The sequence below is a fragment of the Halorubellus amylolyticus genome, from assembly GCF_034808145.1.
Taxonomy (GTDB): domain Archaea; phylum Halobacteriota; class Halobacteria; order Halobacteriales; family Natrialbaceae; genus Halorubellus.
The window spans coordinates 120100-137770 of record NZ_JAXHGM010000001.1 but is presented as its reverse complement, the minus strand read 5'-3'; the positions used below and the strand labels follow the sequence as shown (position 1 = coordinate 137770).

The following is a 17671-nucleotide window of genomic DNA, read 5'->3' as shown; positions in this document are numbered from 1 at the left end:
TACGCTAGTTCGTAGTTTTCCAGAACGGACAGCTACAGAATACTTCATGCTTGAGGACCTGTCGCGAGTTTTGAAATCGGCGTTCTGTTCCGAACTCCAGCCACGCGGACGCGTATTTCTGGCCGTGTTTTTGGGTATATTAAAATAGATTATAAATAATTAAGCAGATAATATTTGGAAAAGTATAATACTGCTTTCGAGATATGCTGGAGTGCATGTCGGACGAACACCAGACGACCGAGAGCAGACGTAGCGTCCTCAAGAAGAGTGCAGTCGCGGCGAGTGCTGCGGTCGGCGGACTCGCTGGGACCGCGTCGGCGGCGAGCGCGGAGACAGGTGCAACCGCGGCCGCTGACGGGAACATCACGGTCAGAGGGTACGGCGATTTCAAGGTAATCGTCGAGGCCGAGTGGGTCGACGTCGAGAACGGCTGCGGGGCGGATATCAGCGAGAGCGGCGACTACGTCACCATCGAAGGAACCGTGAACGGGTATCCGAACACCCCCGGTGACGACGGTGCGTACTACACCATCCAAGGGTACGGGAACTTCCACACGAGCACCTCCGATAGCGACGTGGAGCTGGACGTCAACGTCTACTGACGGCGCGTCCAGAGCGGTCACTGCCGTCGCGGACCCCGATTTTCAGACCGGTTCCCCGGAGAGAACATCGTTCTGTCGTCACTCGGTCGCTATCTGACAGGGTGCGGACTGCGGACCGGGACGGAAGCTTATGTTCCGTGGTACCGTTTATCGTGGTATGAGTCAGTCCGAGGAGCGGTCGGACGTCAAGTTCGGCACGAAGGTGTACGGCGAGGACGGCGAGTTGCTCGGGCACGTCCGCGGGTTCGACGAGCACGGGTTCTACGTCACCGCGGAGGACGGCGTCGAGGGGTGGAGCATCGAGCACTCGCGTGCGGGCCACGACTTCGGGGAGGCGGAGTTGATGTGGCGGTGCTGGGAGTGCGGCGAGATGGGGCAGCTCGACGGCGACCTCCCGGAGGCGTGCCCGAACTGTGGAACCGAGCGCGAGGACATCTACTACTGGACGGAGGACTAGCCGCGGACGCGGTCGTCGCCCGGGGTCGTTGCGCGGCGACGGGAGCGTTTTTCTCGCGCGACGACGGTAGTGTCGAGCATGGACATCGTCGTCTTCGGCGCGGGGAGTCTCGGGTCGCTACTCGGTGGCGTACTGGCGCGCGAGCACGACGTCACGCTCGTCGGTCGCGACCCGCACGTCGGCGCGGTTCGCGACTCCGGCCTCCGCGTCGAGGGCGCGTTCGAGGGGTCGACGACGCCCGCCGCGACGACGGACGGCACGGGCCTCTCGGGGGACGTGGCGCTCGTGACCGTGAAGGCGTTCGACACCGCCGACGCTGCGGCGGCGCTCGCGACCGGCGACTTCGACGCGGTGTGCTCGCTCCAGAACGGCATGGGGAACGAGGAGACCCTCGCCGCCCACCTCGACGCCGACGTCCTGGCAGGTACCGCGACCTGTGGCGCGATACTCCGAGAGCCGGGCGTCGTCGAGTGCACGGGCCGCGGCGAGGTCGTCGTCGGCGCGGCCGACGGTGGCGGATCGTCGACCGCGGAGCCGCTCGCGGCGGCGTTCGACGCGGTCGGGTTCGACTGCGACGCGGTCGGGGACATGCCCCGGCGGCTCTGGGCGAAGCTCGCGGTGAACGCCGGCATCAACGCGGTGACGGCGCTCGCGCGCGTCGACAACGGCGCGCTGCTCTCCGGGGACGCGAACGAACTCGCTCGCGGGGCGGCGCGGGAGACCGCGCGGGTCGCGAGAGCGCGCGGCGTCTCGCTGTCGAACCGCGAGGCCGTGGCGCGCGTCGAAGCCGTCGCCGACGGAACGGCGACGAACACGTCGTCGATGCGCCAGGACGTCGAGGCCGGGCGGCGGACGGAGGTCGACGCGATCAACGGCTACGTCGTCGACGCCGCCCGCGAGGCGCGCCGCGAGCTCGACCTCGACGTCCCCACGAACCGCGTGCTGACGAGGCTGCTGCGAGCGTGGGAGGCCGGCGTCGGCGTCCGCGAACCGTAGCCGGCGGTGGTCGCGGGGCGGTCGCCGACCGCGTCCGGTCAGCGAGCTACGTCCGGTACGTCACCCAGAACGCGGCGATACCGCCGAGCACGAGCGCGAACACGTAGCTTTCGAGGCGGTACAGCGTGGTGACGGCGGTCGCGGTCGCGCCAGTGGTCGCGGTGAGACTCACGATCAGCCCGATGATGGCGCCCTCGACGGCGGCGAGCCCGCCCGGCGTGGGGACGAGGCCGGCGATGGTGCTCGCCGGCACGATGAACAGCACCATCAGGAGGCCGACGGGCGCGCTGACGGCCTGCACGGCGAACCACATCGGGAGTGCGAACAACAGCCATCCGACGTACGAGAACGCGAGTGCGACGAGGAGCTGGCGGGGGTCGCTCGCGATGCGTTCGACGCTCTCGTAGAACCGCTCGATGCGGTCTCGCGTCCCGTCGACGGTGATGCGGTTCGTGACGCTCGTCACCGGTTTCACGAGCGAGAGCACGAGCGATTCCACGGCGTCCCGCCAGTGCCAGCCCGCCCAGACGATACCGGGGACGCCGACCGCCATCGCGCCGAGCGCGACCGCGAGCCCGTCCGCCGTCCCGTTCCCGCCGAACCCCGAGGAGAGCACGAGGTACGCGGTCCCGACCGCGGCGAAGTTGAAGAACGGCAGGAGGTTCAGGAGGTCGGCGGTGACGACGCTCGCGAGACTCTGCTCGTAGTCCGCCTCGGTGTCCCGCGAGAGGACGTACGCGATGAACGGCTCGCCGCCGGCCTGCCCGAGCGGCGTGACGTAGTTCGCGAACGTCGCCGCGAAGTACGTCACCACGAGCTTGCGGTACGGCGCGTCGATGTTACCGACGCGCAGCACGACCTGCCACGCCTTCCCCCACGCCATCAGCCCGAGCGCGGTCGACAGACAGCCGAGCGCGACGTAGACGGGGTTCGCGCTCCGGAGTTCCGCGAGCGCGGACCGCCACCCGATCGCGGTCGCGAGTATCGCCAGGAGCGCGATGGCGATGGCGAACCCGACCGCGATCTTCACGATGGTCTGCCGGCCGAACACGTCCGCGAGCGACCCGTCCGTTCGCGTCACGTGTCTCGTCCTCCTGGCGTCGATGATCCTCCTGTCATAGCTGAGCCTCGTCGGTGGTCGTCGGCCAAGGTTACTCGAGGTACCCGAGGTCCTGCAGGCGGTCCTTCGCGTCGTCGCTCATGTCCGAGAGGACGTCGTCGTCGTCGACGGACTTCCACTCGCCGCCGCGACGCTCCTCGAACGCCGCGAGCGCCGCCTCGGTCGCCTCCAGCGCCGCTTCGTCGAGTTCGCTCGCGTGCTCGCGGGCGTCGCCGGCGAGGTCGGCCGCCTCCTCGGGGTCGCCCTCGAGGCGGTAGAACTCGTCGGCGATGCGCTCGTTCCGGATGTACTTCGCGTCCGTCCGGCGGCTGGCGCGCATCCGCGAGTAGAACCGCGACTCCTCGTCGAGCGCGATACCGGCGCCGCTCGCCTTCTGTTCGAGCTGCTTGAGTTCGACGACGGGGCGGTAGTACTCGACGAACGCGTACTCGCCGCGGTCGCGGTCCGCGCCCTCGTACGCCGGCGTGTCGAAGGTACGGTGGTCGTCGCGCAGCAGCGAGCGCGCCGGGTCGAACGCTCGGGCTTGCGGCTCTCGCGTGAGTGCCGCCGGGTCGTCCCCGCCGGCGTGGTCGAGGACGGTGTCGTAGAGGTCGAGGGTCTCGAACTGGTCGTCGTACCGCCCCGAGTCGAGGTCGGGGTGTTTGACCAGACAGGGGACGTTCACGAGCGGGTCGTAGATGCAGAACTCGTGCCCGTACAGGTCGTGTTCGCCGAACAGCTCGCCGTGGTCGGCGCAGACGACGACCATCGTGTCCTCCCAGACGCCCTCGGCTCGCATCCACGAGAACAACCGGTCGAGCTGGGCGTCCATGTGGCGTATCTCGGCGTCGTACAGCCCCTGGATGTCCGTCCACTCGTCGTCGTCGATGTCCCTGGCGCCGCAGTTGTACTCCTTGGAGTTCTGGCAGACAGCGGTCGAGTCGACGCCGGGCGCGAACTCCTCGGCGTACTCCTCGGGCGGGTGATAGGGGAGGTGGGCGTCCATCAGGTTGATGAACTGGAACCAGTTCTCGCCGTCGGCCTCGGCGTCCGCGATGAACTCTCGGGTCTTGTCGATGACCTCCGGCGTCTTCGAGTCCGCGCCCTCGCCGCTGGCGGTGTACTCGTGGATCTTGTTCCCGACGCTGACCAGCCAGTCCGCGACCTTCCGCAACTGGTCGTTGTCGTTCATCGTCTTCCAGACGGACGCGAGCGGCCCGGAGAGGAGGTCGCCGGGCATCACCTCGAAGAAGTTGTCCTGGTCGTCGAACCCGTCGGTGAGGTGCGTGTACGGCGTGATCCACGCGTTCGACGAGTAGCACGCCGAACGGTGCGAATCGGAGAGAGATTGCGCGAGCGTCGTGGCGTCCTCCAGGTACGGGTTCTCCTGGCTGGCGCCGTGCTCGCTCGGATAGAGGCCCGTGAACATCGACGCGTGCACGGGGAGCGTCCACGGGGCGGGGGAGACGGCTTGCTCGTAGACGGCCGCCTCGTCGGCGAAGTCCTCGAGGGCGGGCGTCGTCGGGCGGTCGTAGTCGTAGACCGAGAGGTGGTCCTTGCGGACCGTGTCCAGCACGACGAAGAGGACGTTCCGCCCGGTCTCGGTGCGGTCCATACCGGCCTTCGAGTGAAGCAACGACTAAGAACTGTTGTTTTCGGCGAGCTGCTGTCGCGGTCGCTCTCGGCGCGTGCTGCGTCGCGAGGAGGAGTGGCCGGCGCGCTCGAACCGCTAGAACGGTGCCTGCGGGCCTTCGTCGCCGTCGCCGTCGTCGCCCTCGTGACCGGGGAACGACGGGCTCATGCCACCGCCACCGCCGCCGCCGCCGTCCATGCCCGTGTCGGCGTGCACGGTCTCGATCTCGGGGATCTCCTTGACCATGCGGGACTTGATCGCCTGGATGGTCATCGGAGAGATACCGCAGCCCGAGCACGCGCCGCCGAGCTGGATGGAGACCTCGCCGGTCTCGCGGTCGAGGTCGGTGATGGCGGCGTTCCCGCCGTGCATCTGGATCTGGGGGAAGTTCCGGCGAAGGAAGTTCGTCACGCGCTCCTCGAGGTCGTCGCCGTCCTGGGTCTCCGTACTCATGGTGCGGACTAGCCCGTGAACGGGCTTAGGCCTTTGGACTGACGCGTTCGGCCGCCGGGTGCGACCGTCCCCCGGAACCGACCGCCGTCGGCCGGGTGAGCGCGAACGGCCGGTCGCGGTCGGTCGACCGAGTCCGTGCGACCGGCGGCGGTCCGCCGGGCGGTGGGTGGTGACCGCCGGGCCGTCTGGTGACCGTCGGGTCGTTCAGTCGCCGCTCGCGGGTGCGGGCTCGTGGCCGGCGCCGGCGCGAGCGAGCGCGGCGCGGATCGACGGCGTGAGACGGTAGGACGCGTACGCGAGCCCGAGGCCGAGGGCGAGGTCGGTCAGCCAGTGGATGCCGAGGTAGAGCGTGGACGCGAGCACGACGCCCGTGACCGTCCAGCTCGCACGCTCGTAGCCGCGGGGTGCGTGCAGGGACGCGCTCGCCGCGAGGCCGGCGTGCAGGCTCGGCAGCGCCTTCTGGAGCGTGTCGACGTTCAGCATGAACGCCTGTATCGGGCCCGTGGACTCGTAGAGAACGGGCTGGACGCCGTCGAGGAAGTACCCGGTGACGCCCACGGGCACGAAGTAGAAGAACGGTATCGAGACGACGATGGTCGTCGTGTACGTGACGACGTAGTCGAGCGCTCGCGACCGTCCCTGCTGGCGCTTCACCGCGACGTACGTCCAGAGGAGGAGTGCGGGGTACGCGAGCAGGTAGGTCGCGACGAACAACGTCGTGATCGCGGGGTCGACGAGCGGCTGGAAGAGCGCGACGGTACCACCTTCGAGCGCGTGCACGAGGTCCGTTCGAACAGGGTAGGGTGACAGTTCGGACGCCATCCCGGCGATGGCGGAGACGATGAGCGGCACCGCGATGTAACTGCAGTCGCGGAGGTCGAGTGGAGGGCGCATCCCTCGAACGTCCCCCGCGAACCATTGAATATCTGTTGTTTGAGTTGTCAAGGGTACGAGTCGAGCTGGCGAGGGCCAGAGAGATGCGGGGGAAGCGGAGCGGCGGCGGTCGTGGCGGCGTTCAGACGCTGAAGACGCGCTTCAGTTCGACCTCGATCTCGTCGAGGTAGGCGTCGAGGACGGCGTCGAACTTCTCGCGGTCGGCGAGCACGCCCTCCAGGCGCTCGTAGGGGTCGTCGGGGACGTCGATGGTGAACTCGCCGTCGCCCTCGTAGTGCGGTTCGCTCTCGTTGAGCACCTGCTGGTCGATGGCGTGCACGAGCTCGGCGTCGTACTGCTCGTTCACGCGGTTGAACGCGTTCTTGTACGCCTGCTGGAGCTTCGGGAAGTAGTCGACGTACTTCTCCTCCTCGAACGTCTCGGGGTCGAGGTCGGTCATGCGTGACTGTCGGCGGCGGCGAGTGAAAAGTGAGGCGTTTCGCGTGCCCGATGGTCGTTCGACGGGAGCGTTTCGGCCGCGTCGAACGTCCAGACAGGTGAAATCGTCGTTTCAGCTAGTCTACGTGTTATGGTGGTGGCGGCCCATCGTGTCCGTATGTCCCCGCACAGCAGACGGACGGTCCTCTCGCTCGCGACCGCCGCGACGGCGGCGCTCGCCGGCTGTAACGGACGTATCGGGAACGTGCCCCCGTCGACCGACGACGACGGACGGGTCGTCGACGACTGGCAGTACTCCCCCGGCGACCTCGGCGGCGACGGTGGCGCCGGCGGCGCCGGCGGCGGGTCGAACGCCACGTTCCAGGCCGCCTCGTCCGGCGGTGGCGCCACGGAATCGGTCGGGCTCGCCGCCGGCGGCGCGAAGGACGCGAACACGTTCCGGCGGAACGTCGAGAACGACTACCTCCCCATCCCGTCCTCGCTCTCCTACGAGGGGTTGTTCTACGACTACTACTTCGACACGGGCGACGCCGGCGCGTGCAGCGACCTGTTCTGTCCGCGGTACGCGCCCGCGGTCACCGCGGACCCGCTCTCGGAGGAGACCGAACGCTACCTCTCGGTCGGCCTGAACTCGGGTCTGGACGCTGACTCGTTCGACCGGAAGCGCCTGAACCTCGTGCTCGTGCTCGATATCTCCGGGTCGATGGGGTCCTCGTTCGACGAGTACTACTACGACCAGTACGGGAACAAGCAGACCGTCGAAGCCTCCGGAAGCGAGTCGAAGATGGCGGTCGCGAAGGACGCGCTCGCGTCGGTCACGGAGAAGCTCCGTCCCGGCGACCGCCTCGGCGTCGTCCTCTACAACTCCGACGCCGCGGTCGCGAAACCCCTGAATCCAGTCGCCGAGACGGACATGGACGCCATCCGCGGCCACATCGAAGAGGACATCCGGCCCGGCGGCGGCACGAACCTCGACGCCGGCATGGACGACGCCCTCTCGCTCCTGGATCCGCACGCGAACGCGGACCAGACGACGTACGAGAACCGCATGATCGTCCTGACGGACGCGATGCCGAACGTCGGCGAGACGAGCGACGAGGGGCTGCGCGGACGACTGGCGACCGCCGCCGCGGAGCGGAACGTGCACGCGACGTTCGTCGGCGTCGGCGTGGACTTCAACACCGAGATCGTCGACGAGATAACGAGCGTCCGCGGCGCGAACTACTACTCGGTGCACTCGCCCGCGCAGTTCCGCGAGCGCGTCGTGGAGCAGTTCGAGTACATGGTGACGCCGCTCGTGTTCGACCTGTCGCTCGACCTCGACGCCGACGGCTACGAGATAGAGCGGGTGTACGGGTCGTCGGCGGCTGACGAGTCGACCGGCCGGATGCTCTCCGTGAACACGCTGTTCGCGTCGCCGACCGCGGACGGGCGGACCAAGGGCGGTGTCGTGCTCGCGAAGGTCTCGCGGACCGACGACGGCTCCGGTGACGGCTCGCTCCGCCTTCGCGCGAGCTGGGAGGATCGAACCGGCGAGCGCAGCGAGCGCGAGACGACGGTCGAGTTCCCCGACGGCGGCCCCGACGAGTTCGCGAACACGGGCGTCCGGAAGGCCGTGTTGCTCTCGCGGTACGCGGACCTCCTGAAGAGCTGGATGGTCGCGGAGCGCGAGCGCGACGGCGAGCCCACCGCGGATGGCGTTCCGGTGTACGACGACGACCACCTCGGCGAGTGGGAACAACAGAGCGACCCGCTCAGCGTCTCGCGCGAGTACCGCGACCGCATCGGCGCGTTCGCCGAGCACTTCGAGCGCGAGATGGACGCGGTCGGCGACGACGCTCTCCAGCAGGAGCTCGACCTCCTCCGGACGCTCGCGGCGTATCGACCCGAGGAGTCCATCGGCACCGGCTCGGAGGGCCGCACGGTTCCTGGAGACGTCGCGCTCGGTCGCTGAACCGCGACGCTCGCCGGACAGCGACTCGACGCGACCATCGGCCGGACGCGACCCGCTTCCGGACGGAAGACGGTCCGTCATCGACTGACCGGGAGAAAGCGGTTCTGTATCGCATTATGGAATTTATCGGAGTGGTTCGGCGGTACCGGGCGAACAGCCGGTCTCGCCCCAGAGAGAGGCTCGGAACGTTAGAATCAGGCCCAGATGACACCAGGAGTCCAGCGTCCGCCTCGCGAGCCATGCAGGTCATGCTGTGCGCGGTGGTACTCGCCCCAGGTCACCCGGAGACGCCCCAGGTCACCGCAGCGACTGGGGCACCGATTCGACAGCGCGAATCCGAGCGACCTCACGAATTCCGCTCCAGGACCGCCGCTGGCGCTCCGCCGTCGCGACCGCTCGTTCCGTCCACGAGCGTCGACGGTGTCGAACGCGGGATTCTCGGCGATAGCGGGTGCTGGCTGCGCAGACGCGATGACGGGTCCCCTCCCACACCGGACTCGGGAGACGAGGGAAGGCGAACCGAGGACCGACCGCGACGACCGGTAGCGGACCGTTCAACAGCCACCAGTCCGAGGCGGAGTTCGCCGCGACGGCTGACGGGTGCCTCGCGAGCCGTGACTGACCGGTTCGGCCGATACCGAAGGTTCCCGAGGCGTCGGAGATACCACCGACCTCATCCCGAAGTCGTGGACTTGCGTTCTCGTTCCGGCAGACCCTTCCCACCCACCGAGTGCCCCGACACTGAGCGACGAACCCCCCTACCGGGTGTCGAAGTCGACGGACTCCTGCACTGGACGTCAAGCCCGGACCGAACAGAGTGTCCCGCGCGTGCGCGGCCCTGCAGGTCGAGGGCGACTCCACGACCCACCCACGCACCCCGGCCCGCAGTCGGCGAAGCCCGCCCGGGCATCGAGATTCGGGCGATATGGGCGATGAGCGTCGTCAGCTCGTGGGCTTCGGGGAATCGCCCCCGATCGGCCGGACACCACAGCATAAATCACATATCGCGATACGAAATCCGGTGGGCGTCGTGATGGGCGGGGGCACCGCGACGCCGCTGCTATGGGTGCTGCGGACGGAAGAACGAGTTCTCGAGAGGTCCGGGCGGCTCAGACGAGGAGCTGGACGTCGGCGTCTCCCATATCGCCGAGTGCGCTGGCGGCGCCGACGCCGGTGGTGACGCCGTCGAAGAAGTCGTCCTCGTCGTAGTCCATGAGGTCGATCGTCATCTGGCACGCCTGGAACTCGACGCCCATGTCCAGACTCGTGTCGATGAGCTCCTGGATAGACGCCGTGTCGTTGTCCGCGATGCGTTTCTCCATCATCTTCGTCGTGAGTCGATCCATGCCGGGAAGCGCGCCGAGCGCGTTCGGCATCGGCATGCTCGGGTTCCCGACAGCACTGAGCTGGAGGTTCTGCGAGCGCTCCTCGTGGAGAATGTCCAGTCCCCAGAACGTGTGGAAGACGGTGACGTCCCAGCCGAACGCCGCGGCGGTGCTAGCGAGTATCAGCGGCGGGTACGCCATGTCGAGCGTCCCCTTCGTCGCGATGATCACCATCTTCCCCTGGTCGTCGCCCTCGTCCGCGCGGACGTCCGCGATTTCGGCCTCGAGTTCGTCGATGCGGGATTCGAGCGCGGCGACTGTCTCGGGGTCCACGCCGCTCGTGGCCGTCGCGGCAGCGTCCTCGGTGTCGGTCGCGTCGGTCTCGGTGCTCATCTCACTCGGTCTTCCGCACGTAGTGCGTGTACAGGTCGTCGCCCTCGACCTGGTCGAGTAGTTCGACACCGTTCGTGGTGTCCGCCCAGCCGGCGATGTCGCTCATCGAGCCGGAGTCGGTCGCGACGACCTCGAGGACGTCGTCGACCGCGAGGTCGTCGATCGCCTGCTTGGTCTTGACGACCGGCATCGGGCAGTTCTCGCCTTTCACGTCGAGCGTCTCGGTGGCACTGATGTCTACACTCATCGTTGTGTGTACCCCACAATATTGCACTGCACACTAAATATCTGACGGTGTCTGGTAGGCGTTTCCGAAGTCCATTGAGTTCCTCGCATCGGTTCCGCTCGTCCAAAAGCGACCAAAGGAGGCTTCTGAGGCTTATTGGTGCGCGCGTTCGTGTGCATACACCGAGACGAACGCCCCTCCAACCGAACAGTAGTATTGTGGATGTTGCGTACAACTATCCAAACCGTTAAGTGCGGCGGTCGGATACACTCGACCGAAGATGAGCGAGCAACTGTTCCCGGAGACGGACGCAACCGTCGACAGCATCGACGCCGAAACTCTCTACGAGCAGGTCGAGCGCGACGACGAGGTGACACTCCTCGACGTCCGCGCCAGCTCGGAGTACGACGACTGGCACATCGACGGCGAGAACGTCGACGTCGCGAACGTGCCGTACTTCGAGTTCCTCGACGACATCGACGACGACCTCCTCGACCGCGTGCCCGACGGCGACCCGGTCGTCGTCGTCTGCGCGAAGGGCGGGGCCAGCGAGTACATCGCCGCACAGCTCGCCGAGGCGGGCTACGACGCCCTGAACCTCGACGGCGGCATGAACGAGTGGGCGCGCCTGTACTTCGCGACCGAGGTCGACGCGGACACCGACGCGACCGTCCTCCAGTACCAGCGGCCCTCGAGCGGCTGCCTGTCCCACATGGTCGTCTCCGACGGAGAGGCGCTCGTCGCCGACCCGCTCCGCGAGTTCACCGACCGGTACGTCGTCGACGCCGCGGACTACGGCGCGGAGATCGCGTACGCGGTCGACACCCACATCCACGCCGACCACGTCAGTGGCGCGCGCGAACTCGCCGACGAGGTCGGGTCGGTGGAGGCAGCGTACCCGCAGGCGTCCCTCGACCGGGGCGCGGCGTTCGACCCCGACGTCGTCCTCGAAGACGGTGACGAACTCACCGTCGGTGACGTCGCCGTCGAGGCGGTGTTCACGCCCGGGCACACGACCGGGATGACGAGCTACCTCGTCGACGACGCCGCCCTCTTCACCGGCGACTTCCTGTTCACGGAGAGCGTCGCGCGCCCGGACCTGGAGGACGGCGACGAGGGCGCACCCGACGCCGCGCGACTCCTGTACGACTCCCTGCAGACCCTCCGCGAGTTCGACGACGACGTCGTCGTCGCCCCCGGGCACTTCTCCGACGCGGCAACGCCTGCCGAGGACGGCACGTACACCGCGACGCTCGGGGAACTGTTCGACGAGATGAGCGCGCTCACGATGGACAGGGAGGACTTCGTCGACTTCGTCCTCAGCGACATGCCGTCGCGGCCGGCGAACTACGAGGACATCATCGCGACGAACCTCGGTGAACAGGACCCGGACGCCGACGAGGCGTTCGAGCTGGAGCTCGGGCCGAACAACTGCGCGGCCAGCAAGGACGCGATGACCGAGTAGGATGCTCGAGACTCTCTTCCCGAACGGGATCGCGCAGTACGCGGTCGGTGGCGCGCTCGTCGGGCTCGGCGTCGTCATCATCTACGTCGGTACCGGGATCATCGCGGGTGCGAGCACGTTCCTGGAGTCGACGTGGTCGTACGCCTCGAACCTGGACCGGTTCCAGCGCCGGAAGTACGTCGCGTCCCGCGACTGGCGCGTGGTGTTCACGCTCGGAATCGTCCTGGGTGCGGCCGCGTACACGTACGTGACCGGTGACTTCAGCTACTCGACGCGCGTGGAGCCGTGGCGGCTCGTCGTCGGCGGGTTCCTCGTCGGTGTCGGCACGCGAGTCGGGAAGGGGTGCACGAGCGGGCACGGCGTCTGCGGCGTCGGGTCGCTCTCGCAGACGTCGCTCGTGAACGTCGCCACGTTCCTCCTGGTCGCGGTCGGGACCGCGCAGTTGGTGTTCGCGATGGGGGTGCGGCCATGAGCGCGGTCGAGCCGAACGACCGCGGTCTGCTGTTCAACCTCCTCATCCTCGTCGGTGGGCTGGTGTTCGGCGTCGGGCTCGCGGTGAGCGAGATGGCGAAGCCGGAGGTCGTCCTGAAGTTCCTGCAGTTCGAGGACTTCGGGCTCGTGTTCGTGATGTTCGGCGGGAGCATCGTCGCGGGTGCGGCGTTCTGGCTCCTGAGCAAGACGGGGCGGTCCGCGCCCTTGACGGGCCGCGAGTACGCTCGGCGGTTGAAGTCGTTCGACCGGAACGTCCTGGCGGGCGGCGTCGTCTTCGGCGTCGGCTGGGGGCTCTCTGGCATCTGTCCGGGGGCGGCGTACGCGAGCGTCGGTATCGGGAACCTGACCATCCTGTGGGCGATCGGTGCGATGTTCGTCGGCGCGTACGCGCAGGCGCTCTGGCGTCAGTGGAGCACGAGCGACGCGGAGGCGGGGACGACGACCGCGGACTGACCGGAGCCCCGGGAACGTCCGTCGACTCGTCCGATTTTTTCGCGCCGCGAACCGCCGCCTCGGAACGCGTTCCTCGGGCCCCGTTGCACCTCGACGGCCGCGGCGCTCGGCGCAGGTACCCGCTTGAGTCGCTGTGTGTCCCGGAAACGGTCGAGCCGTGTCGTCGGTCGGACCTTCACGGTCGCTCCGTCTCGGTCGAGCTTCGCCGGTCGCTCCGTCTCGGTCACTCTTTTTCAGTCGTTCCATTATTCCACTATCGTGATGGCGGGTGTCGTGCCGTTCGTCGCGGCGGGTAGCTGGTTCACAGGGTGAGTCTCGAGCGTGCGCCAGTGGTCGCTCGGGCGACCGAGACGGTCGGCCTCTCGCTCGGGCGCGCGGTGCCGTGGGCCATCAGGGGTCGGACCGGCTGTCGAATAGTCAGTGAGTCGTCGGGTTCAGGGGGTGTAGTCATGCGTAAGTTATGGATGGCGATGGGTTGGGTAGCGAGATATAGTATTGTACGCTCTTCCCAAAACCGTTAAGGCCCGTTGTCGGCTACGGTCGACTGCACAGAAATCCATGCTCCACACAATACTGAAGCAGGTGTTCGTCGATGTTCGGCATTGAGATCTCCCAGGGCGTCGTCGACGGGGCGACGCTCATCGGCATCGTACTGCTCGAGGCGGTACTGCTCTACGTGGGCTACGGCGCCCTCGAGAAGCTACTCGGAAGGCGGCTCACCGCGTTCCTGCGGGGTGACTGACCATGGAGGTGTTCGGGGTCGCCCTCTCGCTGCTCGTGATGTTCAGTGGCTTCGGCCTCCTCATCGGCCTGCTCTTCGGGTTCTTCGGGATGGGCGGGTCGTTCCTCGTCACCCCCGCGCTCCTCGTCATGGGGTACGAGACCGACGTCGCCGTCGCGTCCGGACTCGCGTTCGTGTTCGGGACCTCCGTCATCGCGACGCTCAAGCACCGCGACCTCGGGCAGGTCGACTACAAGCTCGGCGTCCTGATGATCGCCGGCACGACCGCCGGCATCGAGGTCGGGAAGCTCGGACTGCACTGGCTGCAGGACATCGGGGTCGCGAACACCGTCGTCAGCGTCTCGTACGTGTTCCTGCTCGGCGCCATCGGGGTGTTCATCACGTACAACGCGCTCAAGGGCGGCGGTGACGGCGACGGCGGCGTGAGTCACGACGCCTCGGCGGACGACGAGGAACTGGACGCCGACGACATCCCGGACATCGCGAAGAAGATCCAGTCGTACCGCGTCCCGCCGATGATGAAGCTCCGCGGTGGCGTCCGCGTCTCGCTCTGGATGATCCTCGCGGTCGCGTTCCTCACGGGCCTCCTCTCGGGGTTCCTCGGCGTCGGGGGCGGGTTCATCCGGATGCCCGCGCTGTTCTACCTCATCGGCGTCCCCGTCCCGGTCGCGGTCGGCACCGACCTCTTCGAGATCGTGTTCTCGGGCGGTATCGGGAGCTTCCTGTACGCCATCGACGGGGCGGTCGACCTCGCCATCGTCGCGCCGCTGCTCGCCGGGAGCGCGCTCGGCGCTCGCATGGGTGCGGCCGCGACGAGTCTCGTCGAGGAGTCCGAGATCAAGGTGTACTTCGGCGTGATGCTCCTGCTCGGCGCGACCGCGGTCGCGGTCCGCGAGATCGGTGGTATCGTCGAGATGCCCGTGCTGGACCTCGTGAGTCTCGCCATCATCGTCGGCGCGGCGCTCCTCGTGAGTGGCGCGGTCGTCGTGAGCTCGATCCGCGAGCTCCGGACCGAGACGACGCAGCCGACCACGCAGACCGCGGACTGACCGGGCGCCCGTCGGCGCCCGTGCGCGGTGTTGCACACACCGAACAAGACTTTTACGCGCGGAGTGCGAAGACGAGACAACGATGGCAAACTCGATGCAGGAGTACCTCCAGCAGGACATGGAGTGCGAGGGGCTGCTGGAGTGCATCCACGGCCTGAAAGAACTCGACAGGGACGTCTACATGACGATCGTGGAGAGCCCGGAGCCGCTGACGGTCGACGAGGTCGCCGACCGCGTCGACCGGGAGCGCTCGACGGCGTACCGTGCCGTCAAGCGTCTCCAACAGACCGGGTTCGTCCAGCAGGAGCAGGTGAACTACGACCAGGGCGGGTACTACCACGTCTACAAGCCCGTGAACCCGGACGACGTCGCGGACGACATGCAGTCGATGCTCAACGAGTGGTACGCGAAGATGGGGACGCTCATCGGCGAGTTCCGCGAGAAGTACGACGAGCAGGCCACCGCGCAGGAAGCGACCGCGGCCAGCGAGTGACTCGTCGAGCCGCCGCTCGATGACGGGAGACACCTCGACGGACGCCGCAGGTTCGCCGCCGCCGGACGCCTCCGCCGACCACGCACGCCGGGAGGAGTCGCCTGCCGACCACGCACGCCGAGAGGCGGATTCGACGGCCGGCGGTGCCGAGGAGGACACCCGCGATGCCGGGGGCGTGGACCCGACCGTCGGTGCGGCGCGCGACATCGGCCGCGGGATGTTCGAGGAGGAGATGGGGCCGGGGTCGTCGCTCGCGCACCTGTACCGCGGCGAGATACACCGGATGAAGTTCTGGCGCGAGCGCCTCGACCGGACGACGAACTGGGCGGTGACGACCATCGCGGCGATCCTGACGTTCTCGTTCTCCAGCCCCGGGCACCCGCACTACCTCCTGTTGGCGGGGTCGGTGATGCTCGGTATCTTCCTCGTCATCGAGGCGCGACGGTACCGGGGGTACGACGTGTGGCGGAGCCGGGTGCGCGTCCTCCAGGAGAACGTCATCGCGCACGGGCTGGACCCGCGAGAGCAGGTCCGGGACGACCGCTGGCGCGAGCGCCTGAGCGACGACTACCGCGAGCCGACGTTGAAGATATCGGCGGAGGAGGCGCTCGCGCACCGCCTGCGGCGCGTGTACCTCCCGTTGTTCTCGGTGCTCGTCGGCGCGTGGGTGGTGCGCGTGACCGTGATGGCGACCGCGGCGTGGCCGACGAGTGCCGCGATCGGGACGGTATCGGGTCGCGTGACGACCGCCGTGGTCGTGCTCGCGTACGCCGCGCTCTTCGCGGTGTCGTTCCGGCCGCGCGAGTGGCACGCGGAGGCGGAGCTACGGACCGAGGACCTCTCGGCGTGGGACGACCGCCACTGACCGCACTCGCAGTTCCGGCGACCGCTACCGACCGCACTCGCAGTTCCGGCGACCGCTACCGACCGCACTCGCAGTTCCGACCACCGTCACTGACGGCGCTCGCCCGTTCTCGTCGTCGAGCGCGTGCGCGTCGCTACTCGGGGCCCGAATCGTCGTCGGCGAGCACGCGGTAGATGCGGTCGCGTTCGCGGTACGCGAGGAGCGTCGCGGCGCCGGTGACCCCGAGGAGGACCGCGGTCGTGGCGTACGCGTCTGTGGCGACGCCCGAACCGGCGGTCGTGAGGAGGAGGTAGCCCGGGGCGCGGCCGAGGACGGAGACGACGGCGACGTCGCGGGCGTCGAGTCCGAGGAGGCCCGCGGTGAAGCAGACGACGTCGTCCGGGACGCCGGGGACGAGGAATACGAGGAACACGGCGAGGAGTCCGCGGCGTTCGACGACCGCGTCCAGGTCGGCGAGCGCGTCGTCGTCGACGATCCGTTCGACGTGCTCGCGACCGAGTGCGGTCGCGATCCGGACGGCGGCGTACGTCCCGATGGTCGCACCGAGGAGGCTGTACGCGAGCCCGCGCCACGGGCCGAACAGGTAGCCGGCGAGGAACGCGAACAGCTGGCCGGGGATGGGCGCGACGACGACCTGCGTCGCCTGCGCGAGAACGAACGCGACGGGGGCGCCCGGGCCGAACGACAGGACGAACGCGCGGAGCGCGTCGAGCGACGCGACGTCGGCGAACGCACGGTCGAGTCCGGCGACGACGACCGCGGCGAGCACCGCGAGCGCCGCCGCGTACGCGAGGACTCGACCGCGGTCGACGTCCGGCGCGAGGATAGGTGAACGCGACACGGTTCGGCGTTCGGAACCCGGGCGCTTGAACGTACGTGCCGACCAACGCGACGCGCCAGCGGCTGAGAGTCGACCGTGACGTACCGGCGACGGCCGGTCGTCCGTGACGTGCCGGCGACCGCGTCTCGTCGTCGGCCCGGTACGGGGTCAGTCGCGGAGTCGATCGGCGAGGTATCCCGCTGGTTCCGCGAGAGGGCCGTGGCCGAACAGCGCGACGACGACGCCGCCGGCGGCGTCGAACACGAGGTCGAGCACGGAGTCCTCGAGACCGTACACGACGAGGACGGGGTCGAACCCGGCGGCGATGGCGAGTGCGCGCATCGCCTCCTCGCCGACCTCCCAGAGGACGCCTGCGGCGAGCGCGAACGCGACGACGTACGCGCCGAGGTACGGCTGTGGGATGTGGACGCGGCGGTCGTGTTCGTCGAACGCGGTGACGGCGAGGTAGCCGACGCCGCCGACGACGGTCGCCGACAGGACGTGCGTGAGGTGATCCCACCACCAGACGTCGTCGTAGAGCGCGACCATCCCGACGCCGTGCAGGAGGACGGCGACGGCGACGTAGGCGGCGGTCCACGGTGGGAGCGGGACGTCGAGGTCGCGTCGGATGACGCCGGGGAGGTAGGATACGGCGAGTGCGCCGGTCGCGTTCACGATGACGGAGACGTTCCGCGTGAACGCGCCCGCGACGAGGACGGCGACGATGCCGGCGCGTGCGGCTCGCGTGACGGCTCGCGAGTCCAGGAGCGCGCTGCGGAGGGGGTTCACGGCCTCGGGTACGACACGGGGTGACAAAAAGGT

Annotated in this window: 20 protein-coding genes; 11 read left to right on the top strand and 9 right to left on the bottom strand. The window is 68.2% G+C overall.

All coding sequences use genetic code 11. The annotated features are described in order from the left end of the window. Positions 1–215 precede the first annotated feature (215 nt). The 3 genes from SM754_RS00710 (at position 216) to SM754_RS00700 (ending at position 2055) form a co-directional block, all read left to right on the top strand. Positions 216–602 carry a hypothetical protein gene (locus SM754_RS00710; protein WP_323674300.1) on the top strand — a complete coding sequence of 129 codons (387 nt, stop codon included), beginning with the start codon at positions 216–218 and terminating at the stop codon, positions 600–602. 157 nt (positions 603–759) lie between these two features. Beyond that, entirely contained in the window at positions 760–1059 is a 300-nt protein-coding gene (locus SM754_RS00705; protein WP_323674299.1) for a DUF7130 family rubredoxin-like protein, read from the top strand. A 78-nt stretch (positions 1060–1137) separates the two neighbouring features. Then, positions 1138–2055, top strand: a complete 918-nt coding sequence (locus SM754_RS00700; RefSeq protein WP_323674298.1) for a ketopantoate reductase family protein — start codon at positions 1138–1140, stop codon at positions 2053–2055. Positions 2056–2101: 46 nt separating this feature from the next. On the opposite strand, the gene SM754_RS00695 is transcribed toward SM754_RS00700, so the two are convergent. From SM754_RS00695 to SM754_RS00675, 5 genes are all read right to left on the bottom strand, one after another. Then, positions 2102–3136, bottom strand: a complete 1035-nt coding sequence (locus SM754_RS00695) for a lysylphosphatidylglycerol synthase transmembrane domain-containing protein (protein ID WP_323674297.1) — start codon at positions 3134–3136, stop codon at positions 2102–2104. Between the two features lie 70 nt (positions 3137–3206). Then, complete coding sequence (locus SM754_RS00690; protein ID WP_323674296.1) at positions 3207–4769, bottom strand: sulfatase family protein; 1563 nt, start codon at positions 4767–4769, stop codon at positions 3207–3209. 114 nt (positions 4770–4883) lie between these two features. Then, complete coding sequence (locus SM754_RS00685; protein WP_323674295.1) at positions 4884–5240, bottom strand: NifU family protein; 357 nt, start codon at positions 5238–5240, stop codon at positions 4884–4886. Between the two features lie 204 nt (positions 5241–5444). Next, complete coding sequence (locus SM754_RS00680) at positions 5445–6134, bottom strand: phosphatase PAP2 family protein (RefSeq protein ID WP_323674294.1); 690 nt, start codon at positions 6132–6134, stop codon at positions 5445–5447. A gap of 121 nt (positions 6135–6255) precedes the next feature. Then, complete coding sequence (locus tag SM754_RS00675) at positions 6256–6573, bottom strand: DUF5783 family protein (RefSeq protein WP_323674293.1); 318 nt, start codon at positions 6571–6573, stop codon at positions 6256–6258. 156 nt (positions 6574–6729) lie between these two features. On the opposite strand from SM754_RS00675, the gene SM754_RS00670 reads away from it, so the two are divergent. Continuing rightward, positions 6730–8526: a vWA domain-containing protein gene (locus SM754_RS00670; RefSeq protein ID WP_323674292.1), complete on the top strand. Its 1797-nt coding sequence runs from the start codon at positions 6730–6732 to the stop codon at positions 8524–8526. Positions 8527–9635: 1109 nt separating this feature from the next. On the opposite strand, the gene SM754_RS00665 is transcribed toward SM754_RS00670, so the two are convergent. Together SM754_RS00665 and SM754_RS00660 are read right to left on the bottom strand one after the other, a co-directional pair. Next, positions 9636–10244 carry a DsrE/DsrF/DrsH-like family protein gene (locus SM754_RS00665; protein WP_323674291.1) on the bottom strand — a complete coding sequence of 203 codons (609 nt, stop codon included), beginning with the start codon at positions 10242–10244 and terminating at the stop codon, positions 9636–9638. A 1-nt stretch (position 10245) separates the two neighbouring features. Continuing rightward, positions 10246–10491: a sulfurtransferase TusA family protein gene (locus tag SM754_RS00660; protein ID WP_323674290.1), complete on the bottom strand. Its 246-nt coding sequence runs from the start codon at positions 10489–10491 to the stop codon at positions 10246–10248. Positions 10492–10750: 259 nt separating this feature from the next. Here SM754_RS00660 and SM754_RS00655 point away from each other — a divergent pair, with 259 nt between their 5' ends. The 7 genes from SM754_RS00655 (at position 10751) to SM754_RS00625 (ending at position 16029) form a co-directional block, all read left to right on the top strand. After that, positions 10751–11935, top strand: a complete 1185-nt coding sequence (locus tag SM754_RS00655) for an MBL fold metallo-hydrolase (protein WP_323674289.1) — start codon at positions 10751–10753, stop codon at positions 11933–11935. Between the two features lies 1 nt (position 11936). After that, a complete protein-coding gene (locus SM754_RS00650) occupies positions 11937–12407 on the top strand; it encodes a YeeE/YedE family protein (RefSeq protein ID WP_323674288.1) in 471 nt (156 codons plus the stop codon). Then, positions 12404–12880 carry a DUF6691 family protein gene (locus SM754_RS00645; protein ID WP_323674287.1) on the top strand — a complete coding sequence of 159 codons (477 nt, stop codon included), beginning with the start codon at positions 12404–12406 and terminating at the stop codon, positions 12878–12880. Before SM754_RS00650 ends, SM754_RS00645 begins: the two co-directional genes overlap by 4 nt. A gap of 592 nt (positions 12881–13472) precedes the next feature. Then, the gene (locus SM754_RS00640; RefSeq protein WP_323674286.1) at positions 13473–13622 is read left to right on the top strand and encodes a DUF7512 family protein; all 150 of its coding nucleotides are present in this window, start codon (positions 13473–13475) and stop codon (positions 13620–13622) included. A gap of 2 nt (positions 13623–13624) precedes the next feature. Continuing rightward, the gene (locus SM754_RS00635) at positions 13625–14671 is read left to right on the top strand and encodes a sulfite exporter TauE/SafE family protein (protein ID WP_323674285.1); all 1047 of its coding nucleotides are present in this window, start codon (positions 13625–13627) and stop codon (positions 14669–14671) included. A gap of 82 nt (positions 14672–14753) precedes the next feature. Continuing rightward, complete coding sequence (locus tag SM754_RS00630; protein ID WP_323674284.1) at positions 14754–15164, top strand: helix-turn-helix domain-containing protein; 411 nt, start codon at positions 14754–14756, stop codon at positions 15162–15164. A 217-nt stretch (positions 15165–15381) separates the two neighbouring features. Continuing rightward, a complete protein-coding gene (locus SM754_RS00625; RefSeq protein WP_323675233.1) occupies positions 15382–16029 on the top strand; it encodes a DUF2270 domain-containing protein in 648 nt (215 codons plus the stop codon). 133 nt (positions 16030–16162) lie between these two features. On the opposite strand, the gene SM754_RS00620 is transcribed toward SM754_RS00625, so the two are convergent. Together SM754_RS00620 and SM754_RS00615 are read right to left on the bottom strand one after the other, a co-directional pair. Further along, entirely contained in the window at positions 16163–16870 is a 708-nt protein-coding gene (locus SM754_RS00620) for a TVP38/TMEM64 family protein (protein WP_323674283.1), read from the bottom strand. 147 nt (positions 16871–17017) lie between these two features. Then, positions 17018–17638, bottom strand: a complete 621-nt coding sequence (locus SM754_RS00615; RefSeq protein WP_323674282.1) for a DUF2238 domain-containing protein — start codon at positions 17636–17638, stop codon at positions 17018–17020. Between the last annotated feature and the right edge of the window lie 33 nt (positions 17639–17671).